The following is a 25,218-nucleotide window of genomic DNA, read 5'->3' as shown; positions in this document are numbered from 1 at the left end:
AGGTGGCCTCTATTTGGTTTAAAAATTCCACCTAAGGGATTACCTCCCTATCTGGCTGGTTCTTTGGAAATGAATCGCTGAAGTAGTCATTAATGTTCCTCATTCCCCATGTGTTACCACCGGGGAGTAGGCTGAAAGCATTCTTGAAATCCTGCTTGGTCCACACCTTCCCTGAGGTAGGATTCAGGGATGAGCCCAAGGCACCCAGAGAGTTCAAACCTTTCTCTGCAAGCATCAGTGAAGGAGTCTTAAAGAGGTTCCTGTTATCGGTATTGGCTGTGCCGACACCACCAAAGAGGTCTTCTCTAAAACCCACCCAGTATCCCGTAGAAGCAATCGCTGGCATGACACCGAATGCAGACCCCCGCTGGATAGCTGCTGCTGCGATCTTATTCAGCGTCAGCTTCTCTTGGAGGGCTTTAGGGTCATGGGCATAGTTCAGGGATGTCTGGAGCATGTAGACCAGGGCTTCCCCAAGGAGTGCGTAGGTGAATACTGAAGCGGTCGTACGATCCCTGTAATGAACATTCTTATAGAAGTTCTTAGCCTGAGCCACAGAGATGAAGGTCTTAAGTTCCAGAGCCATCTTCCCGAAAATGGTATGACCAAAGTACATGGTTTCCCCGATATCGTGATCTTGGATAGCATCCCGAGTTTCCCTCTCAATAGCCAGCTGAAACTGATCGTATGTATGTGGGTCAGCATCATGCCACTTCTCCCATTCGATCTGCTCAACCTTGCCAGAATGCTCATCAGCCACTGTGTACTTCTTCAGGGCCGCCATAACATCACCCATCTCATCAGCCTCAATCCCCTGTCCTACAGCCCTTTTGATTTTGGACTCTCGGAGCGAAGACCGGCCAGTAGCCATGTTGTAGTAGTCCTGAACAAAGTTCCTGGCTGACCACATTCGGGTAGCTGAGGTGATCGTAGCGTTCCCCGACAGTTTGTCTACAGCATGGGAGACCTTGTTGGTCACGTTCTCAAGACGAGTCAATCCCCTGTCATAGGTAGCATCAGTAAGCTCATTCTGCCGTGCATAAGACATGGAGAACTCATTACCAAACCCCCACATATTCTGGATGTCACGAGCCAGTTGGTTGTCCGGAAGCTGTCCTCTCCTGAGGCCGTGTAGAAGTTCCCTGAAGCTGCCCGATTGCTGCCACACAGCCTTGAGGTGCCCGAGTGCCACAGCCTGCTTAAGCTCCCCCAAGGCGGGGAGACCAAGCTGTCCGAGGTAGGTTGACCGAGCATAGGCCCGTACAGCGGAAGCAATACGAGCCCCCTTCGAGAACACCTGAGTGGACATTGGTCGGCCTACAGAGTGGTCATAGATGTCCCTCATCCACTGGATTTCTTCACGAAGTTTCTCACCACTCACTGAGGTTTGATGCTGAGTCATGTGCTCATGTTCAATACCTTGGATGACGATCTTCTCGAAGTCTGCCTTGGATCGGATACCTTTCTTTGCCCAGGCTGTGTGACCGGCCATAGACCGCGTATACCTGTCTACAAGAAGTCTGGAGTCCCTCTCAAGCAGCTCAGTGATTTTCAGTTCTCTACCATCAGAAAGCTTCTCAGCATGCAGCTCATCAAGAGGCATCCTGAATTTCAGATTTGTGGCATCACCTTCAACCTTCTTACTGCCTGCACCAGCCTTGGCTTCAAACATGACATCAACAAGGGTATTGATACGTTCTTGGGACATCCCCTCTTTGGCTAAAGTTTCCCTGAGGGTTCCCATATCTCTCGGTGCGAGGAAAATATCCTGTACCGTGGACTTGAACTCACTACTCATGATTACATCAACAAAGGCTTCAGCTTTCTTAACGTCGCCCCTGAGTTTGGGGTCGGTGAAGGCATTAGCCACCAGCTTGTAAACAGTATCCCTGTCGTATTGCTGCATGATGTTTCTGATCTTCTCAGCACTCCACTGCCTGTTGACATAGAAATCATTTACATCAACATGCTCAGCCCCCTTAACGCCAGCCTTTTTTGCTTCAGTGAGAAGGTGTGAGTAGACCTCTTTATGAGCCTTTGAAGCTGCCAGAAGGTCATCCGCAATGTCAGCATTATCAGAGAGAACCTTCCGATCCCCTCCAGTGACATCTGTGACCATCTGGTAGAAGTCATCTCTGAATCCCTCTTTCTTGAGAGCATTCAGCTGCCGTTTCTGGGATGCACTATTTAAGGCTGCCTGAGCTTTTGCATGGTACCCGCCAGCGACTACACGGTTCTGGAGCGACACCTCCTCAGTTACTGTCCTACCTTGTACGAAGCCCCCCTCAAAACCAATAGGGTCCTTGACTGCAATAGAAGCCCAGCGGCGAACTGTTTGGTTCTTAGACCTGTTGAGGTGAGCTGAGAGGTCAAGACGGAGTGGAACCTTTACTTTGTAGTCTCCAATCCCGATTTCCCATCCGCCCCCCATAATAACGTCAGAAGCCATTACAGGTTCAACCTGAGCTGCCCCGACAGACCCTGACAGGTAGCCTGCTTCAGTAGCGACCGTAGGTTGACCTGCTTCAGCCCCCAATGATTCTGGGTGGAGGTTGTTCCTATCAATGAGGATCGTATCACCACTGATACTCTCTTCTACCCGGAGCTTCCCAGCCTGATCGGTGCCTAAGACGGTACCACGGGTTACTCCGCTCCCTCCGTCCTCACGAGGCCAGAAGACTTCTTCACCGATAAGCTCAGCGGTTGTGTAGCTTCTGGAGACTTCTTTATGGGGTACTGTTGGAGTGGCTGTTGGAAGCTCTCCTAATTGCGGCTCCTGGGGAGCGACTTCAGCGGCCTCATGTTTGGCCCAGACAGCCTCATAGGCATCATGAGTAATCTTTCCCTCATCAAATCCCTTGATAGCCGTTGAAATCTCACTATGAGTTTCCAGTATCTTGCTCTCAGCCGGGGTGGGTAAAGTATCGGTCTCCAGCCTCGTCTTGATGATATCAGCCACTTGACGATCAAGGTGCGCAGCTTTCATCACTCTATTAGCTTTCCAAACACCAGCCCCAGTAAACGGAGCTGAAAGAGCAAGCCCTGTGAGACCGGCATACAGAAGCTGCCGTTTGTCATCCTCCATGTTGAGAGACTGCCGAAGCTGCTCTACAGCCATGTTTTCTGCACCAGCTAAGCCAACCACTGTAGCAAAGGTCTTGAGGGACCCCTGCTTAGCCAGCGTAGCGGAAGCCTCAGCTGCTAAAGCGGCTCGTGTAGTTGCTACCTCAGCCGCTGTAGTGGCCTTGTTGAGCTTGTCTAAAGTGTTGGCTGTCTTCAATACCCGGCTGCTTTGAAGGACCGTTGAGAGTCCCCCTGAGGCAGCCATGAGAGCCAAGTTCTCAGGGTACACAAAGCCAAGCAAGAGAGCCGTAGCGTGTTCCCCCAGACCAGCATCAGCGATCCTTTGACGGTCCCTTTGGTTACTCAGGAGCCAATCCCTACGATACTCGAACTGTGCTCTTGAGGTGGACTCTAGGAGGTACTGATGCTCCTTCTGGGGAATCCCCTCAGTATCCGCTTTCCATTGCTCATTGTTCTCAAAGGCATAGAAGCCTTCCTCTGGGTAGAACTTATTACCAACATAGGTGTTAATGAGTGGAGGGATGATAGAGCCCTGCCTGAAGAAAGCTCCCTGCCCCTCCAGCCAGTCCTGAGTTTCCCCCCTCTCTTTCTTCTCAAGATAAACTTCAGAATCAGCTTGGGGGTACCCAGGGTGGTCTATGGTGGTGAAAGGGTTCTCTGAGGGATCAATGCTACCGGACAGAATTTGTTGTGTATGCTCCCTAGCCAAGCCGGGGATCATCGGGTCTGCCATGTTTAATTATTCCTTCAAATAGTTATTGGCGTACAAGTAAGAGGCAAAGCCAGCCGCGCCACGATTCCACAAGGCGGCCCTGAGAGCGTAGCCCTGGGTATCCAGACCTGTCTTACCAGACCTGTCTGTGTACTGCACCTTAAAGATGTTATCCATGGTGTGTGCCTGTTCAGTGACAACAGCGTTAATCGAGCTCTTGAACTTGGACAATCCCTGTGGACCGAGCTGATAGGCCATGTCAATAATCACGGCCCTTTGTGAGGCGGGCATGTGGTCCCAGTAACCCGCCCTAACGCCATTGATGGTGGATTCAGCGATCCTCTCATACTGCGGGAAGGTAGCATCAAGGAGCATCCGAGCCTGATCTGAGGTGAGCTCACGCTTACCAGACAGGATGTCATCATAGTATCCGGTGGGGATTCTAGCGGCCCTAAAGTCTCTCAAGACCTGCTCTTTGGTTCTGGAGCCAAGGTTGTAGCCAATGCCAATGTTCTTACCGGCCCCCCTCGCAGGGTCATTGTAGACTGACAGCCGGACCCCTTCGCGGGTAGCAATGAGCGCCTTAGCCAAGTCCTTGTAGTTACTGGTACCTGTCTTGACATCCGTAATACCGTTGGAGCTCAGGTACTGCTTCACAATCGTATCCCGGCCATACGGGTCTCCAGTCCCTTTCGGGGAGGTTGCAGGGGCATCACTCGCTTTCACGTTGATAACACTACTGAAGTAATCATTGAATTGGTCCTCATAGATTTTATTGATTGCTTGGATAGGTAAATCACCGTCCCTACCAGCTGCCCTGAGTTTCCCTGAGAGCTCCTCTAGGTTGCCCAAGTCAGCGGCCTTGAGGGTGCCTGAAGCAACCTTTTTATTAAGCTCCCTTAGGGCCGCTTCGTCCTCTGCTGTGACAAAGCTCTTACGGTGCATAGAGTCAATCTGGCCCCACGTAATCTGCCTAAGGGGGACTACAGCATCCCCGCCTCCGGGAGACCACATCACATCATAGTTGCCATTACCTCGGTGAGACAGGAAGGGCTTATTCTCAGCTCCCACTTCTTCCCTGATCTTGTTCATGTAGAACGATACCGTTTCTTTCGCACCCTCCCCCACAGAAGTGGGAACTCCCACATACTTGTTTGTAGAGGTGTCATGGATGAAGTTTCGGGATACATAGCGGGTCATCTCACTCTGAAGGTCATCCTCACTTGCCCCTGGGTTCTGAGCAATCCAGCTTTCCATGTAAGTTCCCAGCGAGCCCATCACCACAGCAGAGTTATCAACATCCTTGAACCAGTTACTACTGGCCTTGTTGATTGCCGTGTCACGCATAGAGACCATCTTCTTACGGAACTCAGGGTCCTTCTTACGTTCCTCCACGGCCTTCTTGTTCTCTGGAGAGATTCCCCTGTAAGCCAGCGTGTAAGCCTCAGCTTCTGAGTTGCCATTTCTTCGGGCGATCATGTAGGCATCCATAAGGGCCTTAGCGTCCCCCGTTGCGTAGGAGTCTTTAAGGTGGTCTGGGATGCCTTCATACGCCTTAGCCATGTTAAGGAACATCGGAGTAGGCTCTGAGTTCTGAGCTGGAGCTGCCTGTGCGAGTCCTGTGTACTTCCTTACGGCCCAATCAAGGGGAATAGAGGCCCCCGCCTTGGCAACATAATTCAGAGTCTGTGACAGAACTTGCTGAGCATGTTGCATCTGTTCGGGGTCATTAAGAATCTGGTCCAGACCTGCGGTGGCCTCTCTAGTGGCCCCCTCAAGGAACCGCTTCTGTGCCTCAGGGGTAGCAGCATTCAAGTTTCCGGTGCCTCCTAAGCGGCCCATGTGAACATACTCCTGCTGGGTTGCAATCTTCTCAGCTTGCTTGTGGTACCAGCTTAGGGCCGCTGAAGCTGTGCTAAAGGGCTTCCCTGGGCCAGTCAACTCAGCAATGTACTGTGGAGAGATATATTGACCAACATCCCACCCCGCCTCAAGAGAAGCCAGTGTCATGAAGTTGGCGGCCTGATTGGTCTGCTCTAACCTCTGTTCATACTTTGCTTGTGCCTGTGCACGTGCGATAGCGACCTTAGCACCTAGCTCAGGGTTCTTATCAACAATGGAATAGCCATCAGCCCTCTTACGGGTGAAAGCATCAAACAGCTGTGGGGTCCCTCCGTTTTCATTGGAATACCTGATAGACTGCCCAAGGTTCGCTTCATCCATTTCATTGAGGCTTCTGTAGGGCTGTGAAGCGGACAGAGACACCTGCCTATTGGCTTCCCATGCCTGCCCCACTCTCTCAGGATCACCGCCACCTTCCACAATGGCATTGTATGTGTTGGCATCAACATCATTGAGTGTGGCTTCCTTGAGCTTTGCCAGTCGGATGTTCTTGGTATCGAGAAGGAGTTTACCCTCTAAAGAATTGACATCAGATAGGACCTTAGTGGCAATAAGGGGGTCCGCTTGCTCCAACCCCGTTAGGTCCTGAGCTTTAAACTGTTGAGCAGCTGCCAGCGGATCGTAGTCGTCTTTGAGCTTATTGGCTTCATGATCTGCCAGCCGCATTGCAACCGCCTGAGAACCAAGCCTTTGACCAACTGCAGAGGCCACCCCACGGGCATAAGACGGGTCATAAGCAGGAGCTGCGGTGGCCTCTGGGGGAACCTCTATGGCTGTCGGAATTGAATCCAGAGAGACATCCTGCTTCTGGGCGTCAAGCTGGCCCCTCTCGAATGCCTCCGTGCGGCCTACAGCGTCTCTGGTATTCAGGTATCCTTCAATCTGTGGCCGAATGTATTTAAGAGCCTGGAGGAGCTCGGCAGAGTTTGAGGGCCTTGCCTGGACAAAGGTGTTGTGCTGTCTTGCAGCTACATCACCAATCAGCTCCTTCCTTCTTGAAGCATCTGGAAGGTTGGCTTTGCCAGCTACGTTTGTTTTATATTCTCTACCTTCTTCCATTTACTATCCTCTGTATCCCAGCTTGTTGAGAGTGTTACGCTTCTGGTCATCAAGGTAGCCACCAGCGATAGTGAGGCCAGCCCCGATGAGGGACGGCTTCTTAACACTGTGAGCTCTACTCAAGTTAGCCGCCATGATTGCTGAAGCCTCCGCTGAGGACTGGTTGTTAGCCATCCTTCGGTTGGTCTCCAGGGTAGCAATGTCAGTCCCTTCAGCCATCCTGATGTCACTTCCAAGCCTGTCAGCATTGGCGCCACCTAAGGCCGTATCTCCAGCTGCGGCTCTAAGCTGCCCCATGGACCTTATGGAGTCCAGAGCAATGTTGGACATCTTGTCTGAGGCTTGCATATTGTTCTGCTGTTGCTGGGTCTGAAGCTGTGCCTGAGCGGCCATGTTGGCCACATCAGCCTGATTACGCATGGCCTTGGCGTTCTGCCGGTCTGCATAATAGTTGTATCCAGCGGTACCAATGCTCAGGGCAGTTCCCCACCCAGCATTATTGGCATACCCAGCCAAGGAGGCCCCAAGGGAGCTCAGGAGGCTTGTAGAGGAAGCCGCTCCGGCCATCCCAGCACCACTTGCAGCTGTGGCCGCAGAGCTTGCTAGAGCTGTCCCAAAGGAGCTAAAGAGGCCCCCAGCGGCAGCTGTACCCGCAGCAGTTGCGGTAGCTGCTGTAGCAGCACTTGTGGCAGCAGCAGTTAGGGCCGCTGATGCAGATACTGGTTCACACATAATTAATCCTGTTTAATAGACATTCTGATAAAGGGCTCTGTCCCCTCTCCATAGTTTTCCACTATCTCCCCCCGTTCATAGCCGATCCTCTCAAGCCACCTCAGGGTGACTCTGTTTTCCAGATGAACATAATTGAACAGGTAACCATAGTGGGGGAGCATGGACATAGACCACGTTTTACCAATCAGGTAGATGAGCCGCTTGTGAGCGTACATTTCATCGGTACCTACCATCCAGATAACACCACCCTCAGGCACCCTTGAGATACCGAAGATGGTTATAGGCTCCCCATCCTTGACTGCCACAAGAGCCACCTCAGAGCTTTCTACAGACTCCTGTAGAGTGAGTAGGATGTCTCCCCCATGGGAGTGGGTAAGTTCTACCTTATCCACGTCCCTTAGGTTTACTGAGAGCTTCTCAAGGTGCTCCTGAGTGGGGGATTCAAAAACAATAGCCACGACTTAACCTCTCTGTGATTTCACTACCATCTCAGCCTCCCACTCAGCAGACTGGAAATGGGAAGGAAGGTGTGAGTCATTGATAATTTCAATCCTTGTTCTAAGGTTGCTTGACTTGATTGGAAACCTGTAGCTTCCAGAGACAATGGGAACTGTCCCGATGACAGCTGAAGCATCCCCTAAGGCTGTCCCTGTAAACACATAGGTGTATGTTTGACGAGCCCATGGGGTGACATTGATACGGAAATACCCTGAGTCACTGTAGTTGACCAGCATCCTCCGCAGCTTCACCGTGGCAGACAGTAGAGCGTTCTTCTGACCATCCTCAGCGTACTGCTCAGAGAACTCATAGCGCATAGTATATGGCACTCCAATGAACGCCTCGCCACCGCTGTAGTCCCCCTTGGCTGTCACCTTGTTGCCCTCTACAGTTGTCCCAAACAGCTGAAACCCTCGCTGCCCTTCAAAGGAGCCTCCAAGGACCACACTGACAGGACCTGTGGGGGTATAAGGGAGCTCCCAAGTGGTGAGCTTTGTGGCTGGATCATAGGAGCCTGTGAGCGTCACACGGCGATCCAGGAGCACCCTGAAGGAGAGCCCACGGTCTTCTAAAGATGGCTGGAAGTTCATTGTCTCCAGATACACCCCGTCAGCTCTCTTGATGATGAGGTAGAGATTGTTAGCAATGAAATCCATGTCCAGAATCTCCACCCCTTCTTCAAAGATAAAGCGGAACCAAGCGGACTGAAGCTTCTCATCCTTGGACCAGTAGAACTTGTAGGCATACAGGACGTTAGGCTCCCTTGCTGAAGCCGCTACGAGTAAATCCTCATTGGAGCTAGAGGCCAGCTTAAAGATGTCTCCAGGCACATAAGAGTCCACGTGAGCTGTGATGTCGATGGCATCATTGGAGACCGTAGTGTTGTCCACGTAATACTCCCGGACACCTGAGTACCCTCCCCTGGCAACCGTGAAGAACAGCTCCATACCGATAGACACTGGGCGAACCAGAGGAGAGCTTTCAAAGGATGTTGTGGGGTCAATACGAGCTGTCTTAGGGGTCAGTGTCTCCCCAGCTGTAAGCTGAAACTGTGTCTGATCGGAGAACAGTAGCAGGACCTTATTGAAGGACACAGCGTACTTTAAGATAGACACCTTGTTACCCGGAGCTGGAGCATCAATAGGATCACTATCAATTACTGTCCGGGCTGACTCGCCATAGAAAGAGTAGAACTCATTGGCCCTTGAGAGGACAACATTCTCATCTGCGAGTAGCCCAAGGCGGTTCCTGATTAGGTAGATGTCATTGATTGATGCACCAATAAAGGATGGGTTAGGGTTTGAATCCTCATCCCCAGTTGTCCTTCCGGCCCACTCAGCCTGCTTAAAGGTGAAAGTCCCGTCAGCTTCCCTGATTAGGACATGAGGCATTGTGGAGAGATCAAACTCATTGGAGATGTCAGAGGCTGTGGTTTCAATCCACCGACCATCCTTGTATTCAACGTAGTAATCAGACTCTGAGTTGTCCGGATCACCAATGACTTCAATCACATAGTCAGGAATCAAAGTGGCCGGTAGGTATGAAAACCTTGAGACCCCATTGCTGATGGCTTTAACACCCTCGTTACCGTAGGTGTCGGAAGCTGTTATTTCTACCTCTCCCCCATCAACCTTTTCAACCATGATCCCACCAGAGGTGAACCTTGTGACAGAATATCCGCCCCCTAGTTTTGTACTGAGCTCGGACCTAAGGCTGTCCGCAAGTCCGCTGATGGTTGCCCCTCCGGCCCCAAGGGATACCGTGGCGGTTGTACCATTTACCGTGATGTGGAAAGCATGGCTGGCCGGAGAAGCAATCACATTAGCAAAACCAATATTCACAGGGTTAGCTGGCTTCTTCCCTTCAGCCATACCGGCCTTCACAGTCCTGTTAAGGACAAACGAGTGGTCCGCTATGGTGGTCATATTAAAGTCAATCTTAGGGTTCTCACTGGTGAGGTACCCAAGGCCATCAGGCGTGTTGACTGTTTTCTTTTCAAAGGTGATTAAGTCATAGACCTCAATCATCCCGTCTGCAATGAACACCTCATAGCGTTCTGAAGTGTCCCTGTTGATGAGCTTACTGAAAACTTCCCTATCAAGGGTGTCCCGGAGCTTTGCTCTGTACTCCGTATTTGTTCTCTTACTGAAGCCAATGGCTACCGTAGGGTAGATGTTGTCGGCCACCTCACACTGACTTGTGTGCCGCATTGAGGCTGGCTGTTGACTGACTCCATTGAACAGGCTGGGGATGCTCTTATTAATCAGCATCCATTACCTCATGAGAATCCGAGCAGCATCCCAGTTACCAGACAGGATGTTGTAGTCCCCTGTCTCGGTCTCATGCTGCTGCATGGCCGTTAAAGCTGCATACTCGACTTCCTCAGAGAACTTGTGCTGGGAGTCAGAGCCAAGCTGACGAGCCTGAAAGACACGGGAGGCTCTAATCATGATGTACTGCCGGGCAGCTTCTGGGAGCTCGTCCCATGGAAGGAGCCAAACTACGTTTACCTTCAGGGGCTCCTTGAAGATGTATGTGTGGTTTCTCTTGTCATACGCTCGGCCACCACGCTGGACAAGATCAACAGCGGTATTGGTGACTAAGGAATCAATCTTGAGAATGTTTTGAGGGAGCGTAATGTGGCCCTCTGAATCTGGATAAAAGGGAAACAGTTCTTCACTGTTGAAATTCCAGCCTTTGAGCTGTACCTGCCTACTTACTTCATCCAGGGTGTCTTTAGCTTTAGCAACATCAACCAGCCCTGAGGATTCCAGAGTGTCCACAGGGGACTCCTCAATGGCATCCAGGAGTGTATTGACAGCTTCCAGCTTGGTTGTGAGTGTTGTGGTTGTCATCGCCAAAGAAAGAAGTGGGAGTAAAAAGAAAAAAGGGGAACCCCCATGAACTCTGGAGATTCCCCTAAGGTGTGCTGACGCTGTATTAAGGCGTAGCGGCTGTTACGATTTCTACTGCACAATCAGGACGGAGCCAGTCCGAACCGATTGCATATTTGGAAGTGACCAAGTGGCCCAGCCTACGTGGGTCGTAATCTGCCCGTGTGGTTGGATTAATCAGCTTCACGGTACCGGCAGCTTCACGAGTAGCAACCACAGCAGCTGTTTTCGAGAAGTCACCTTGGTACTTTGTGGGACCAGTAGTGATGTTGCTGTTAGGCAGGTTGTTGGTCTTGATGATTGGAGACCCAGCAATCCGCAGGATCGTGCCGTCAGAGTAACTGCCGGCACCCATCCAGTCCCTGTTAATCAGGTCCGTAGATTGAGCCATCAGGTAATACTGAGCTGGCCGTACATACGCAAAGCGTTCTGCGGAGGTTGGGATGTCCTTCTCATCCATAGCCTGATTGGCCGAGTAGATTGCGTTTGCCAGTACCTTGGCATCACTCATGGCTGTTGCACCAGTGAGCTGAGTACCCCCATTGGTGCCAGTTACGACAGCTGGTTGGCGAGCAGCTTTACACATGAGCTGGAGGATTACTTTGTCCCAAGCATCTGCCAGCGCATAACCAGCTTTCTTGGAGTATTCACCTCGGATGTCAAAGTGTTGCATCTGCTCATAAATATCGGCAAAGAACACATCAGCAACAAGCATGTCATCAATGGTGATGATTCGCTCATTCTGATTGGTTGCCTGGCCCAACAGCTCAGAGCCGGGGGTGTGGTACTTGGCAACTACATAGCCCGTCATCGGGAACTGTGCAGACTTACCATTACGGATAGAACGGACAATATGCTTGTCTTGGGTTACACATTGGCGTTCAAATGCGGCAAGGACCTCACCGGCATATACTTTCAGGTAAAGGTTCTTTGGATCACCAGTACCATTGACTTGGCCGCTTTGCGCGACTACTGCATTAGTCATTATTTATTACCTCATAGAGAGAATGTGAAAACGGTACATTGCGTACCTGCGGGGTTCACTTCGTTTCTCTATACCTTCACTAGATCAAAGATTATTCCGACCGCAGCCGGAGGCTATGCCTTGTCAAAGCAAATAGATATTTTGAAGATGAAGAATTACTGCTTAGAAACTTGTTGTGCGGCTTACCTTTGCCTCCACTAACTTGCGGAAGGCTGGGTCAGAGCTGTACCGTGGATCATTGATGTCACGGGTCATCTCTGCATGAGATGCGTAGCCGACTGAAGATGGGCGTGAAGTACCGCCTGACATCAGGTTAGGTGCTTTACCATTGGCCTTTTCATACTGAGCCTTCAGACCCATTACGGCAATCTCCATGTCCTCTCTGGAGGTATTGACTGCCCTGTTGAATGCCTGAAGCTGTGCCGGAGTGAAAGCTGAAGCGGCCCACGTAGCCATCTTGTTGAAGGCTTCTTCACCGCCAGCGAGGGTGTAGCCCTCTTGAGTCCGGCTGTCTACCAGAGCCTGCTGGCCTGCAATGTAGGCATTAACAACCTCAGGAGGTAGACCAGCCTTAGACAGCTTTGCGTAAGACGCTTCGGAGAGCTCGCCGGTCTCAGCATACTCATCATGGAAAGCATCAAGGTCCAGCGTAGAGCCTTCTTTAGATTCACCCTGCTCGCCCTCTTTAGACTGTTCAGCAGGCTCTTTAGCTTTCTCCTGCTTTGACTGGGTGTACTCTTTCTCTAAAGCCTTGTAGCTTTTGAGGACCTCATCAACCTTCACAGAGCCGGTCTCAGGGTCCCAGAACTTCTCAGGGACATCCTCAGGCCGCTGTGTGGCTTCACCATTAGAGGAACCTTCGGGGGTGTCTTGTGGAGTCTCCCCCTCAATACCACCCTCACCCTTAGCTGCCATCATCGCATTGTATTCATCCGATCCCGGCACCGGCTCAGCTGCTTTCTGAGTTGTCGGGGAGTCACTTGGGAGTGTGGTCATGTCTGTCATATTTAGAAATCCACCCGAATCAAGCCGTTGCTGTCTTTAGCACCACCCTTACGTTTGTAAGGAGAAGCTGGGGTGTCCGCTGGTTTCTCAGCGGGTTTCTGAACTTCAGCTGCTTTTGCAGCTTCAGGGGTGTCCGCTGGTTTCTCAGCGGGTGCTCCTGCTACTTTTGCGTTAGACATAATTCCTTTATGGTTGTTGTTGCTGATTAATCATTTCCTGCTTTGCCATCCCACCAAGAGCGTTTACTGCATTAGGCAGTCCTTGGCTAATCATTGATTGCATCATGGCTTCCTGTTGCATCTCAGCACGTTGCTCAGCTGGGATAACAAGACCCTTAACATCAATATTCAGAGATGCGGCTGTTCGCTTGATTAGCTCCCCTTTATCAAGGTAGAGCTCAAGACCTTCAGCCTTTGATACCTGCTCAAGAATCCCTACGAACTGCATCAGCTTCTGAAGGTCATTACCCCTTCCGATGGCTTCAATACCCGTAGTGATAAGCGGTTTGACGATTCCCTTAGGCAGCTTCGGAAGCTCTCCTGCGGCCTCCATAGCGGACATGATGATCCTGAGGGTGGGACGCTGGATGCTCTGAGTAAAGGCTGAATAAGAGCCCCCTCTAGCTGTCTCAAGCTCTGCCGCAAGATACCGAATCTCCTCAGCTGTTACCCTTTCTCCGTTCCGCTGGATGGCCGAGTTGAGAAGGAACGCATAAGAAAGAGATTCCTCAATAGCAGCTGCCTGCTCCTGAGCCACCTTGAAGTCCGCATACTTATCGACCTGAAGGACATCTACATCTTGCCTGTTGCCATTGATGATGGCCCCGTTCTCAGCTTGAGCCAGGGCTCTTTGCTTGGTGGTCCCATTAGGCTTAACAAGGAAGATGACCTTACTGGCAGCTGCGGCTCCGTCTAGGATTGCTTTGCGGAGGCCCTCAAGTGCCCTGAGGTCACCTAGATATTCCTCTACAAGGCCACGGCCATAGTCCTCACCAGTAATCTCGTTATAACGGAATACCAGCCATGGAAGGTTTTCATCGGTGTACTCACCTTCAGAAGCCTCCACATAGAGACCATTGATCTCTTGCCAGACTTCCCATTCTCCTGGGGCCTTCTTCCGGACGCACGTGTAGAGCTCCAGAGAGTCCTCAGTGTCATGCTTCATGGAAGCCTTGAGGGTGCCCTTGAGTTCCTCTCGGAGTTCTTCTGGGACCTCCATAAGAGATAAGTCCTCTTTGACAATAATCTCCAAGAGGTTGCCCATGGGGTCACGCTTGCATACGTACCTGTCCAGCCGGAATAGCTTTGCGCCTTCCAAGCCAGGTAGGAAGTGGAGACAAACATTGCCTGCCACAATTAAATGCTTAAAGGCTTCAAAGATGATTGGCCGGATTGGAGTGGTTTCCATTTTGAGCATGATTGAACGCTCAATGGACGCCATGGCTTCTTCAACTTCTCCTCTCGCGCCTTCAGTACCAGAGAGCTCCGCAAGGACACTCTCAGCTACCGTAAGCCGAAAGAATGGTTCATTAGGGGGGAATAGAGTAAGAAGGTATCTCGCTGAGATACTGTTGACACCCCTGCTCCCTACAGACTGCCTGGGAGTGGGATATTTAGTGCCGCTAGAGTTGGACTCTGGGGGAATGAGAGTAGGGATAGTAAGTGCTGCACACTCACGTGCCCTATCTAAATAGGAAGATCGTATACCTGATAATTGCTCATACCGCTGAGCTAGGTTTGGTCTGTTATGTTTATCCTCTGAAGGGCTCATAGGCTCCTCCATGGATTACGTAGGGGCCTTGATGCCGCTACCACCGGATGCACCGGCTGGGTCAATACGGAGACCTTTCCGTGTAGAGCTGACCTTACGGGTACCTGTAACAGAGCTTGAAGATGCTCCGGTGCTCTCTGGGAGCTGGAGTGTCTTAGGGGACTCTGGGGGGGAAACTGGAGGTGGGTCCACTTGTTTGGGTTGTTTGGGTTTGCTACCACACATTTAAGCTACTCCTTGGAGTCCTCAAGATACTCATCATGCTTTGCTTTGAGTTTAAGAACTAACCTACGCTCACCTGCTTTCATCCAGATTTCTCTGTCACTATCATTGGGATTGGGGGTTTGTTCAGGAACGCATTCATCAAGTCTTTTAATGAATGGTGTTGGAATGAGAGAGCCTAGACTCGCCCATGGGGAAGATTCAAACATATTGAATATTTAGAGGAAGGGTTATTGAATGGAAGATAGGGGGACCCTAAAGCTGTCTTAATACAACTATAGATAGCTTTAGTTTATCCTCCCTATCTGTACCTCTTTAGTGTCCCTTTGGGTGGCACTTTCCCTGTTTCAATAATAGAATCAAGGGGTTACCATGGCACCGCTACGAGCCCCTGATTTCACCAAAGAGATGAGGATTTCGATATTGTGTTTGGCTTTCTCAAGGTCCTGAAGGCCACCCTTACGCTGCCACCGGGTCAGGTACTTAATGGCATTTCCTTCGCAGAACCCAAGCCCATTCTTTTCAATGTACTCAACAGGCTGGATGGGAAAGTGTTTGTAATGCTCCCCGCCAACCTGGGTTTCCAGAGGGGCCTCTTTGTCCTCAGGCACCCTCTCTGTTAATTCAGCCACATACTTCGCAAGTGCTGGGTCCTCCTTGGTGAGCTCTGCAACATGCAGGACAGAGTTCTTACCCCATGAGTTTGTGACCGTGATGAAATCCCCGTCCACTTTGTTTACGGTGTACTTCTGTCCAAATTGTAGTGTCGCTGTGGCACTGTCAGGGCTTATCAGATAAACCCAGTCATACAGCTTGATTGATTCAGTTGCCCCTACTTGGGTTCCCAAAGAATTACCTCCTTCTTATTAAAGTCATAATCAGTGTGTCGAAGGATGCGAGCCAGTCTTGCCTGCACCAGAGCATCCTCCTCAGTCAGTCCTTTCTTCTTAAAGGCCCCTACAACAGCATCCCATGCTTCCATTCCAGACTTCCCCTTCAGAAGGGCTGTAGCTGTCTTAATGCCCACTCCGGGACACCCTGGGTAGTGGTCCACCGTATCCCCCATGAGGGTCTGAGTTAGGTGAAACCTGTCAGCAGAATCCAGAGAGACCTTACGGAGCCTGTAGGTGTCCGGGTTATAGAACTTGCCTGGGAGCGTAGCCATGTCCTTATCAGTGGAGACAATGATCTTCTCCCCTTTCACCAGCGTGGGATGGGTAGTCAGAATCCCCATGACATCATCGGCCTCCAGAGTGTCCCTCTTGTAGCTTCTGTAGTTCTCCTCAAGGTGGTCCTTAAGCGGATTAAGGAGGGCTGGCCTCGGTACTGCGGCCCTGTTGGCTTTGTAAGGCGGGTACAACTTTATACGGAAGCCTTCTGAGGAAGGACACGAAAGGCATACGATGACATCATCAGCTTTGAACTTCAGCATGAGCTGGCTGATCCATGTGTCCATGTCCTTAGCTGCCTGCTCAAGGTCCCCGATGGCTACTGAAGTGGCCCCGTTGCCCCACTTGAACTCCTTCTGGGAAACTGATGCATACTTGTAGGCTATGATGTCAGAGTCCAGAAGGAGGGTTACTATTGAGGTCACTCCTTCAGCAGTTCTACAGAGAGTGGGAGACCTGTCTCAGGGTCGAAGGTAAAGCGGACATTAGGGTTAGCAGCACCCCACAGCGCGGTTATCCCGATTTTCCCGTGTTTGACAACCACATCCCTAACCACAGGAACTGGCTTGACCCGGTACTCCATTTTGGGACTATCAAATTCCCAGCTTGGTTCTGTGTGCCATCCAAACGAAGAGCCAATTACACGGGCCTCTACAGCCTTCCCTTCATGCTGAGCGATCTGCTCCTTCTCCCACAAAAGTGGTACTCCTTTTACCCTAAAGAGTTTATCTGCGCCCCACCTTGGGACCTCTCCAGCGGGTACCCAGCGGCCTTTAGTTTTGCTGTAGACCTCAATATCAGCACCATCCAGCCATTGCTTAATGATGTTACTGTGCTTACGTTCCCGCTTTGGTTTGGTAGGGGCCGTAAGGGGACGACCAAGGTACGGCATAAATCGTGGACTGCGTGGTTTCATTCATCCTCCAATATTTCAATATGATCGCTCTCATTGAGAACATCCAGTAGGTTTCTTAATTGTTCTGAGTCGGTGTCTGCCTCTTTGGTGAGGCTGTAAAGGCTTCCTTCAATTTGCCTTGGTAATACAAAGATGGCTTCGGCTCCTGCATGAGGGACCTCGGAATCTTTATCTTTGGCCTCTCCTCTGTCGGGACATACACCTTGGTAGCGCAACCTGTCAGGGTTACCATAAGCAGCATCAATAGCAGCTTTTGCATTCTTGAAATCCTTCCCAGCCGCTTTGGCTGTATTGGTTAATCTCCCATCCTCCTTCTTGTTTTCTTCCTTACGTTTCTCAGCAAGGACCGCTGTGGTTTGTCTCTCAACATCCCACTCGGCTTGGACTTCAGCTTTTCCCAAAGAGAAAGCCAGGTAGAGGGAAGTGGCGAAAGCCAACAGCCCAAGGAGAACACCAAGGAAAGGAGAGCTCTTTTCATTAGGTAACATCAGCTCACATACGCCCGTGTCTTGAGCCAGTCCTCTTTGGCTACACTTGCGTACATCGGGAGAGGTGGTGGACTACCTGGATTCATCCGGCTCATGAGAAGCCAGAAGTAGCCCTCCATGGTTACCCTCCACTCATTCGTGGGGGCCAATGTAGCCAAGTGAAGGGATGTAATGAGGCCCCTTGAGGCCGCTGCTGCCACCGCTTTAGCCCGTGCTCTGGCCTCATTGGATTGTAGAGCTAGGGGCTGCTCTTGGATTAAGATGAGGAGAGAAGTGATCTCTGCCTCCATGCTTAGCTTGATTGTGTGTGTCATTTAATGTGTTTCACTCCAGTTGTTTCCAATTTTGTATTCACCGCTTAGTGGGCACCTAAAGTTGTAATACTCCCCAGCCAGCCTGATAGCCTCACAGCCCAGCTTCCCGACCTCCTCAGCAATCCCTTCATCAACTTCAACCTGCCACTCATCATGGACATTGGCTACAAACTCGTAGTTGACTCCAGGAAGATACCCACGGGACTGTAAGGAGTTATCAAAGATGACCAGAGCCCGTTTCATGATTGCAGCTCCGGCCCCCTGAAGAAGGGTATTAAGAGCAGCATGAAGCCCCCTCACAGACAGGAGTCTCCCATCAAGTCCCTTTAGAATCCCCTTACGATCCTGCGCTGTTACCTTCACACGCTCCGTAAGTTTCCCTAAAGCTGGGAGACTACGGGAGAGGCCCATGCGGGACCTATGTCCTGCCGTTCGGTTGTTTATGATGCGGGTTAAGATTTCCCCTAGCTTGGGGTCTTGAGCTCCGTAGATAAATGCGTAGAACCAGGTCTTAGCTATGTCCCTGCCAGACTCTCCTTCAAAGTAAAGCTTGACAGGATCAAGGCCAATACCTCTGGCGGTTACTGAGTGGATGTCAGTCCCCTTGGATTTGTCACCCTCAAGAACTGTCTTGATGTAAGCACCGTTGTCCCAAGCAGCCATATAGCCAGCCAGACAGCGAAGCTCCAGAGCTGCTGCATCAATCCCCACCAGCTTCTTATCACGCCTTACCTCAAACAGCTCTCGGCACTCTTTACCATATGGTGAGTAACCAGCAGGAACCTGAGCCATGTTAGGGCCGCTGTGTGTCATCCTTCCGGTGACAGCTCCGTTGGTATTCACAGAGCCATGCATCCTTCCGTTAGATACACACTTAAGCCAAGCGGCCTTCCCTTCAGCTATCTGCCCACACCTTTTGACCAGCATCAGGTATTCCTTAAGAGGCTCCGCTTCTGGATAAGGGAGATTCATTAAGGTGTCATCGTCTACCTTAGGCTTGCCATCAGCTGTGAACTCTGTGGGAACCCATCCATAAAGAGTTTTCAACCAATAAGCTATGTGGTCCCTACTCCCAGGATTAAACTCGGTGAGCTTGATCTTCTGAACAGGAGAGCCTGCTACATAGCCCATCCTTGAGTTGTCCCTCTTGGGGGTAAATATCTTCCCATCTCGAAGGTACTTAGGACCAAACACCTTACGGACCCTCTCAGCTGTCTCCAGCTTCTTCTGGACAAGAGTCCCATAGAGGTCCACAGCTTTAGGCTCATTGAACTGGAAGCCATAGCGTTCCTGACGAGCAATCACCCAGGCAACTTCATGCTCTAATGTGATTGACTCCTCAGAGAACGCTTTAGTTTCCAACAGGTTGAACAGCTTCAGGGTAACTGCGGTGTCCTGCTCACAGTAGTCCTCCATGTCCTGATTCCAAGCTGCCCATGGGTCCAGCCCCCGTGCCTCCATCTCTTTGGCATAGTCCCCCTTGTGGAGGTTAAGCCGGTGCCCCCAAGCCTCCAGACTATGAAGCCCAGAAAACTCTCCAGGTAGTCTCCGGGATTTAACCAGCTTTGCATCCTTGATCCTGATGTCTGCAAAGACGAGCCTTGCGTACACCAAAGTATCAATGACCTTGGAGGTGTCTACTTTGAAATGGGGATATAACTTCTTGAGAAGGGGGATATCAAACTTGATGGCGTTATGGCCGATAAGTCTGGGGGACTGCATGAGGACCTCAAGTCCCTCCTGAAGTGGGCGTCCAGAGGATTCTGGGTGGTCAGAGTACCGTGTTGATTTACCTGTTGATGTGGCTCGCATTACTAAGCAGTGAACCTTGGTGGCCTCATTAAGAAGGCCATCAGATTCAATGTCAAAGATCACTCTGACTCATACCCGTACTTGTCCATGAGTGCCGGAAGCTGTGCTGAGAGAGTCACTACATCTTCATAGTACAGCTTCTCTGTAGGACAACCTCTGTAGCCATCTGGCCGGTGCCCCTCAATATCTACCACAATACCGTTGTCGATTGGACGCAACACTAAACTCACCGCAGTTGGTGTGCCTTTATCTTTTCTCATTTAGAACATCTCCTTTTCAGTTGATTGAAATTCAATTCGCTCCTTCTCATACAGCCTCCACTCCTCTTGGTGGAGAGCTATAGGAATTGTTGAGCCAACCACACGGCCATCATTACGATGCTTAAGAAGCCGTACAGTTGTCTCTCCCTTAACCTCAGGGTCCTCTGCCTGTTGGTCCCTTTCGAGACCAATTAAGGTGTGAGCCCAGAAGCCAATGGCGCGGGAGCCTTTAAAGTGCTTGATATAAACCCTTCCCCCTTCCTCATGGGGTTTCCCATCGGGGGTAGCCAGGTGCGATACAAAGTGAATGATTACTTGAAGCCGGTGAGCCAGCCCTGCCATGGCGGCCATAAGGGTTTCCAAAGATTCCCGTTCATTGGAGGGGGCCGCAAGGGCAGTAAGGTGGTCCAGATAGAAGATTTGAATGCCCTCTGTAAGAGCCATGTAGGTGATCTTACTTTCCACCACTCCCCAGTCAGCTGTGCCGAATGAGTTGTAGAGCATCACCTTCCCATCAAGGGGACCTACAGCGGCCTTACGTTCCTCTTGGGTCCAGCTCCCATCATTGATGTGAAGCTGCTTCTTGAGGTTCTTACCAGCCAGTCTCACAAGGGTATCTAAAGGGGTCTGCTCAAAGGATAAGACCCCCACCCTCAGGCCCAGCTCAAAGATGTCAAAGGCCATCTGCTCTGCCAGAAACTCAGTCTTGCCAACACCGGTCCCTGCACCGATCCCTATGGCCTCCCCTAAGAGCCGCCCATGGGTAAGATCAGTGAGCGTAGGGAGGAACCAAGGGAGCCCCTTCTGAGGCTCCTTATCGAACTCTGGGAGGATGTCAGCTACTGTTACCAGCCCATCAGGCCGGAACTCATTGGCATTCCAGATAGCATTAATGAGGTCTTTCCCTCTGCCCGCTGTAAGCATCTCATTGGCATCCTTGAGGGGGAGCTTCGCTACCTTAACCTTGCCCGGTTTAAATAACGAAGCGCACTCCTCAATGGCCTTCTGAACCTGCTCTCTTGCTTTGGTACCTGGAGGATCATTGTCAAAGCAGATAACCACTTCATCAAAAGAATCCAACCACTCCAGATTGGTACGGAAGTCCTTGGCTGCCTTATTGATGCCGCTGGAGATAGACACTACAGGCCACTTGTTGTCCTGAAGCTGTGACAGCGACATGGCATCTATCTCACCCTCAGTAACCACCACACGCTTGCCTTTGGAGGGCCATAGGTGTTGCCCAAAGAGTTCTACCTTAACGGTCCCATTGATCCATGAGAAGTTCTTATCACGGTCCCTTAGGTGTTGAGCTCGTCTATGACCATCTCGATAATAGTTGGCGATCTGGACGATAGCACCTGAAGAGAGTTTGCCAACCTGGTAGTCAAACTTTCGGCAAGTCTCCTCTGAGATTCCTCTGGCAGGCAGGGATACATAGTCTCCACTAACTTCCTTATGTCCCACCCCCTCCCTCTGCACCTTGGACTTACCTTCACTTTGACCTGCCCTTTTTTCGCAAGAGAAGCAGTAAGTATGACCATCGTCATACACAGCGTTTGCATCGGATGAGCCGCAGTTGTCACATGATGTCTTGTGGAGGTACTGAGAGTCACTCATCGTCCCCAACAGTTACAACCATCAAAGGATTGACACTTTGTACATCCCACTGAGTAACCTTCAGGGACTTCAGTTACCCTACGGTTCCATGCTTCAATACAGTCCCCAGCATCAGCCCAGAATGTTGTCGCTACACCACACAGCCTGTGGTTTCCACAGTAAACAGCATGGGTGTCAAGTTCATCGTTGTATTCATACCTGGCTTCTGAGCCACAGCAAGGGCACGGCTTCAGAACAACTTCAGACATCTTTAACCTCCTTTAACAATCCCATCCCATAAGAGCCTCTCCCAACGCTTTATGGAGACTAGCGGTGGAATCCCCTTGGTACCTTCCTTCGGAGAACATTTGAATCAAGGCTGTGTGCATAACTTCCACTAGGAGGCCCTCTCTATGGGCAATCTGTATGGCAGTCCCAACAGACCTAAGCTCCCCTGCAAGAGCGTCTGGGGTGTCATGTACATGCGGCCCATTACATTTCCAAGGGGTCACACAGTTTGGACACAGACTTTCTTCAGACATCTTTAACCTCCCTATAAACAACCTTAGCCCTCTCCTGAAGGCCTCCAAGGTTCACCGCAAAGTTCCTCACACGCCATGCATTGAACATTCTTTCAAGGACCCTCTGAGGGACCACTTTGCGTTGTGCTTGGTCGGACTTAAGTTCCTCTTTGGCGTTCCTTTCAGTCAGCCTTTTGATTGACACTTCCATGTTTGGTTTGAAGATAACGACTTCCACAGGGAACTCTTCAGGGATGTCCTGAAAGAGTGAGAACTCCCCGATGTGGGTGTTGTCAAACACAATGTCTTTACCAAGGAATCCCGCAAGTTCTACTGCGGTAGAGAACATGACCTTCTCGATTTCTTTGACAAGGTGCCGAGTTTCAAGACGAAACATCTCACCGTAAGAGACTCCCAGAGAGTTCGCCAGGAACATCGTGATATCGTCATAGCTGATAACTATGGGATCACTCATTTCCTCTGAGACGTATGTGGATTTACCGCTGCATGGAAGGCCAACCAAGAAAACTACTTTACTTTGTTGGCTCACTTGGCTCCTTCAGTCCAGCTTCAGTTTTCGATAGGTGGTCATTCTCAAGGAGCTTCTTGAAGCCAACTCCAGCCGCCTTATGGTAAATGACGATTCCCTCAGGATTCATAAACCCCGGTGCCAAGTAAGAGCCATTTCTTTCAAGAAAGCGCAGGGCATTATCTATAGCTTCCTTAGAGAACACCCCTTGGTAGAGGATGGGAACAATTAGGCAGCACTCAGGAAGCTCTTTAAGGGATGTCCAGCGGCCAACGTTAAACAACGCAAAGTACCTGTCACACAGCCCATAGCCTCTCTGAATGCCCCGACCGTACCACTCACCAAAGTGTCTCCCAGGGCCGAGCTTAAGGAGTTCCTCTTTATTTCCTAAGACCCACGAAGCGAAACCATAGTTGTCATTCTCAGGAGTCAGGTAGCGGTTCCGAGAACCCGCAAAGATGTCGCCATCCTCAGTGATATGAACCTGGGCATTGGTGCCGTCAATCTTTTCGGTGATAATAATTTCGCGGGAGAGTCTGTGGAGTTTGGGGAAGGGAACGAATGATTCCATATTACTCAATTAAGTTTTCTCCTTATTTTTAAAACCTGTGTTGTTCATTTCCTTTCTCAGGGAAGCCAGCCACTTCTTTTCCAATGCTATGAGCATGGGAGATACTCTGCGAGATATACGGTCATAGAGATATCTCTCACTCAGGAACGCAGCCAGCTCCGCAGCTTTTTCTTCAACTTCCACAGTCGAATATATTGGTTCCTCACCATCAAGGACCTCCCGTATATCTCGAAGAACAGAAAGCGGGATGACGACCATTCGATCTTCAGTTTCCATGTCTAGCCCTCCAGTTGTTCAACTCCCGGACAGCCACAGGATCAACATAAGCTCCTGCTTCGTTTCTCTTCAGGTTGATCTTTGGGAAGTAACACAAGGCCCATGCCTCGAAGGACTGAAGGGTTTCTTCAGACATCTTTGGCCTCCTCAATGCGGACTACCTTGTTGCCTGGGAACCGTGCGATAAACTCACGGCCATCCTCCATACGGGTGCAGCGGACAGTCCTTGGTAAAAGCTCTATGACATTTCCAAGGAGCTGGAAAGAGCCCCCATAGCGGCTGGCCTTCTTGGCATAGGCAATCCTATCGCCCACCTTCAGGACATTCCCAAGGCAGTCTTTGACTTCATTTTTAGTTATCATTTGTTTTCCTTCCCAGTAATAACCATGTTGCCGCCAGCAAGAAACAACTTGTGCTCATCATATGTGTACCACTTCCCATCCTCGGCTTTGATAAAACAGGACATAAAGCACATTTTTGTGTCTCGTCCTGTTGCTTCCTTATAGACACCGCATTCATAACCCACGCCAAGACGGGCTATCCCCATGATGATAGAAGTAGCAGCCACAAGAAAAAGAAAAACTGGAAGCAGGAACTCCTTATAAAATGAAGGCATCACTTCGCCTCCACCACAGTTCCACTATGGAGAACTTCAGCCAACTCAGCGAATACCTTGGAGAGTTCTTCGGCATCTTGGGCTGTAATGTACTGGTGATTGAGAGCTAACCCTGTAAAGCCAGCTTCCCCGAACTTCACCCTGAGTTCCTCCCTAGCTACAGCCGGAGCAATTTGTAATTTCGCTCGGGAAGCCCTTGTTACAATTATCTGAGGCACCTCCAAGGTTTTCTTTACAATGGTTTCTTCTTTGATTTTCAAAAGTGACATTTCAGTTTCTCCTTTGTTCAGCCTCAAGCTGCCTTCAGTTGTTTCTTCAGTTCAATCTCAGCCCGTCTTTGGGCATCCCAGTGCGCCCTTAGGCTGGCACCATAGTTACCCCGCTGGCCCATTGCTCGGCGAACCTTGCGAGGAAGGTGGCGGTGAAGCTGGGGGTTATAGCGAGTGGTGTCTAAAGGTGCCTGAGGTTCTTTTGTGGAAGGCTGAGTAAACTTGTTCCAGAGTTTTGTAAGGAAGTTCATTTCGAGACCTCCTCTCCTGAGTTGAACCAGAACTCAACTGACTGGATGAGCATGTTGTAATGCTGGCCGTAACGGTTGTTGCCATGAGTTTTCTGTACAGCAGCTTTGAACTCTTCCAAGGTGCCGCCGAAGCAACCCCGTATCAGGAACACGCTTCCATCTTTCTGTCGGAATACTGTGAGAGTTCCTTGGTCGGAGCCAACTCCAGTGAACCACTGGATGTCTGTGCGTTTAGACACCCGCGCATCGCCGGACACCCACGCATTGCCGTACACCCGCGCATCGCCGGACACCCACGCATTGCCGTACACCCACGCATCGCCGGACACCTCCGCATTGCCGTACACCCGCGCATTGCCGGACACCTCCGCATTGCCGTACACCCGCGCATTGCCGGACACCTCCGCATTGCCGTACACCCGCGCATTGCCGTACACCTCCGCATTGCCGGACACCCACGCATTGCCGGACACCGAAAGATTCTTTTCAGATTCGATGTACCCGCCAAGGGTGCCTGGGGATACCAACAGTCCAATAGCAACAAGGGCCTTAACTCGGTAGAGGGTCTTGCCGTCCCAAGTCTTTTTAGTGTCGTCTTTCAGCAACACATACTTCTTGTTTTCTTTACTTGTCATTCAGTGTTCTCCTATGAATATCTACGAATGAAAAGAGGAGCCTCTTTGGGCTCCCCTTGGGTGGTATTTAGGTGATAAACTGCCGATACTTTCGACCCCTTTTCTTGTAGGACTAGTGGATGCTGGCAGGCT

26 protein-coding genes are annotated in these 25,218 nt (G+C 50.7%); all 26 read right to left on the bottom strand.

Going from position 1 to position 25,218, the window contains the following annotated elements; genetic code table 11:
* Positions 1 to 31: 31 nt before the first annotated feature.
* Positions 32 to 3,817, bottom strand: coding sequence for a hypothetical protein (locus NB640_RS12415; RefSeq protein ID WP_269309008.1), 3,786 nt, complete (start codon positions 3,815 to 3,817; stop codon positions 32 to 34).
* A gap of 6 nt (positions 3,818 to 3,823) precedes the next feature.
* Positions 3,824 to 6,757 (bottom strand): lysozyme family protein, encoded by a 2,934-nt coding sequence (locus NB640_RS12410; RefSeq protein ID WP_269309007.1) that lies wholly within the window; start codon positions 6,755 to 6,757, stop codon positions 3,824 to 3,826.
* Between the two features lie 3 nt (positions 6,758 to 6,760).
* Positions 6,761 to 7,273 carry a virion core protein, T7 gp14 family gene (locus tag NB640_RS12405; protein ID WP_269309006.1) on the bottom strand — a complete coding sequence of 171 codons (513 nt, stop codon included), beginning with the start codon at positions 7,271 to 7,273 and terminating at the stop codon, positions 6,761 to 6,763.
* 218 nt (positions 7,274 to 7,491) lie between these two features.
* Positions 7,492 to 7,947 carry a hypothetical protein gene (locus tag NB640_RS12400; protein WP_269309005.1) on the bottom strand — a complete coding sequence of 152 codons (456 nt, stop codon included), beginning with the start codon at positions 7,945 to 7,947 and terminating at the stop codon, positions 7,492 to 7,494.
* Between the two features lie 3 nt (positions 7,948 to 7,950).
* A complete protein-coding gene (locus tag NB640_RS12395; RefSeq protein ID WP_269309004.1) occupies positions 7,951 to 10,257 on the bottom strand; it encodes a phage nozzle protein in 2,307 nt (768 codons plus the stop codon).
* Positions 10,258 to 10,260: 3 nt separating this feature from the next.
* Positions 10,261 to 10,842 (bottom strand): hypothetical protein, encoded by a 582-nt coding sequence (locus NB640_RS12390; RefSeq protein WP_269309003.1) that lies wholly within the window; start codon positions 10,840 to 10,842, stop codon positions 10,261 to 10,263.
* A gap of 85 nt (positions 10,843 to 10,927) precedes the next feature.
* Positions 10,928 to 11,866, bottom strand: coding sequence for a phage capsid protein (locus NB640_RS12385; RefSeq protein WP_269309002.1), 939 nt, complete (start codon positions 11,864 to 11,866; stop codon positions 10,928 to 10,930).
* 162 nt (positions 11,867 to 12,028) lie between these two features.
* Positions 12,029 to 12,871 carry a capsid assembly protein gene (locus NB640_RS12380; protein WP_269309001.1) on the bottom strand — a complete coding sequence of 281 codons (843 nt, stop codon included), beginning with the start codon at positions 12,869 to 12,871 and terminating at the stop codon, positions 12,029 to 12,031.
* A 2-nt stretch (positions 12,872 to 12,873) separates the two neighbouring features.
* A complete protein-coding gene (locus NB640_RS12375; RefSeq protein ID WP_269309000.1) occupies positions 12,874 to 13,050 on the bottom strand; it encodes a hypothetical protein in 177 nt (58 codons plus the stop codon).
* A 7-nt stretch (positions 13,051 to 13,057) separates the two neighbouring features.
* The gene (locus tag NB640_RS12370; RefSeq protein WP_269308999.1) at positions 13,058 to 14,641 is read right to left on the bottom strand and encodes a portal protein; all 1,584 of its coding nucleotides are present in this window, start codon (positions 14,639 to 14,641) and stop codon (positions 13,058 to 13,060) included.
* Positions 14,642 to 15,222: 581 nt separating this feature from the next.
* On the bottom strand, positions 15,223 to 15,711 hold the full coding sequence (locus NB640_RS12365) for a DUF3310 domain-containing protein (RefSeq protein WP_269308998.1): 489 nt from the start codon (positions 15,709 to 15,711) through the stop codon (positions 15,223 to 15,225).
* Entirely contained in the window at positions 15,696 to 16,457 is a 762-nt protein-coding gene (locus NB640_RS12360; RefSeq protein WP_269308997.1) for a hypothetical protein, read from the bottom strand. Before NB640_RS12360 ends, NB640_RS12365 begins: the two co-directional genes overlap by 16 nt.
* A complete protein-coding gene (locus tag NB640_RS12355) occupies positions 16,454 to 16,948 on the bottom strand; it encodes a hypothetical protein (protein WP_269308996.1) in 495 nt (164 codons plus the stop codon). The genes NB640_RS12360 and NB640_RS12355 overlap by 4 nt, the downstream gene beginning before the upstream one ends.
* A complete protein-coding gene (locus NB640_RS12350; RefSeq protein WP_269308995.1) occupies positions 16,945 to 17,436 on the bottom strand; it encodes a hypothetical protein in 492 nt (163 codons plus the stop codon). Before NB640_RS12350 ends, NB640_RS12355 begins: the two co-directional genes overlap by 4 nt.
* Before the next feature lie 314 nt (positions 17,437 to 17,750).
* Positions 17,751 to 19,625 carry a DNA polymerase gene (locus NB640_RS12345; RefSeq protein WP_269308994.1) on the bottom strand — a complete coding sequence of 625 codons (1,875 nt, stop codon included), beginning with the start codon at positions 19,623 to 19,625 and terminating at the stop codon, positions 17,751 to 17,753.
* On the bottom strand, positions 19,622 to 19,783 hold the full coding sequence (locus NB640_RS12340) for a hypothetical protein (protein WP_269308993.1): 162 nt from the start codon (positions 19,781 to 19,783) through the stop codon (positions 19,622 to 19,624). The genes NB640_RS12345 and NB640_RS12340 overlap by 4 nt, the downstream gene beginning before the upstream one ends.
* Positions 19,784 to 19,822: 39 nt before the next feature.
* Positions 19,823 to 21,439: a toprim domain-containing protein gene (locus NB640_RS12335; RefSeq protein WP_269308992.1), complete on the bottom strand. Its 1,617-nt coding sequence runs from the start codon at positions 21,437 to 21,439 to the stop codon at positions 19,823 to 19,825.
* A complete protein-coding gene (locus tag NB640_RS13090) occupies positions 21,436 to 21,687 on the bottom strand; it encodes a Lar family restriction alleviation protein (protein ID WP_408637932.1) in 252 nt (83 codons plus the stop codon). The genes NB640_RS12335 and NB640_RS13090 overlap by 4 nt, the downstream gene beginning before the upstream one ends.
* Positions 21,688 to 21,952: 265 nt before the next feature.
* Complete coding sequence (locus NB640_RS12330; protein ID WP_269308991.1) at positions 21,953 to 22,489, bottom strand: AAA family ATPase; 537 nt, start codon at positions 22,487 to 22,489, stop codon at positions 21,953 to 21,955.
* Positions 22,473 to 23,039, bottom strand: coding sequence for an RNA ligase family protein (locus NB640_RS12325; RefSeq protein ID WP_269310461.1), 567 nt, complete (start codon positions 23,037 to 23,039; stop codon positions 22,473 to 22,475). Before NB640_RS12325 ends, NB640_RS12330 begins: the two co-directional genes overlap by 17 nt.
* A gap of 9 nt (positions 23,040 to 23,048) precedes the next feature.
* Entirely contained in the window at positions 23,049 to 23,315 is a 267-nt protein-coding gene (locus NB640_RS12320) for a hypothetical protein (RefSeq protein WP_269308990.1), read from the bottom strand.
* Between the two features lie 128 nt (positions 23,316 to 23,443).
* Positions 23,444 to 23,677 (bottom strand): hypothetical protein, encoded by a 234-nt coding sequence (locus tag NB640_RS12315; RefSeq protein WP_269308989.1) that lies wholly within the window; start codon positions 23,675 to 23,677, stop codon positions 23,444 to 23,446.
* On the bottom strand, positions 23,674 to 23,931 hold the full coding sequence (locus tag NB640_RS12310; protein WP_269308988.1) for a hypothetical protein: 258 nt from the start codon (positions 23,929 to 23,931) through the stop codon (positions 23,674 to 23,676). Before NB640_RS12310 ends, NB640_RS12315 begins: the two co-directional genes overlap by 4 nt.
* A complete protein-coding gene (locus NB640_RS12305; protein ID WP_269308987.1) occupies positions 23,931 to 24,200 on the bottom strand; it encodes a hypothetical protein in 270 nt (89 codons plus the stop codon). The genes NB640_RS12310 and NB640_RS12305 overlap by 1 nt, the downstream gene beginning before the upstream one ends.
* A 23-nt stretch (positions 24,201 to 24,223) precedes the next feature.
* Positions 24,224 to 24,451: a hypothetical protein gene (locus NB640_RS12300; RefSeq protein ID WP_269308986.1), complete on the bottom strand. Its 228-nt coding sequence runs from the start codon at positions 24,449 to 24,451 to the stop codon at positions 24,224 to 24,226.
* Positions 24,448 to 25,086, bottom strand: coding sequence for a bactofilin family protein (locus tag NB640_RS12295; RefSeq protein ID WP_269308985.1), 639 nt, complete (start codon positions 25,084 to 25,086; stop codon positions 24,448 to 24,450). Before NB640_RS12295 ends, NB640_RS12300 begins: the two co-directional genes overlap by 4 nt.
* Between the last annotated feature and the right edge of the window lie 132 nt (positions 25,087 to 25,218).

This window comes from Oxalobacter vibrioformis (assembly GCF_027118995.1).
Classification (GTDB): domain Bacteria; phylum Pseudomonadota; class Gammaproteobacteria; order Burkholderiales; family Burkholderiaceae_D; genus Oxalobacter; species Oxalobacter vibrioformis.
Note: the sequence above shows the minus strand (reverse complement) of the source record. Positions and strands in the feature narration are given on the sequence as shown.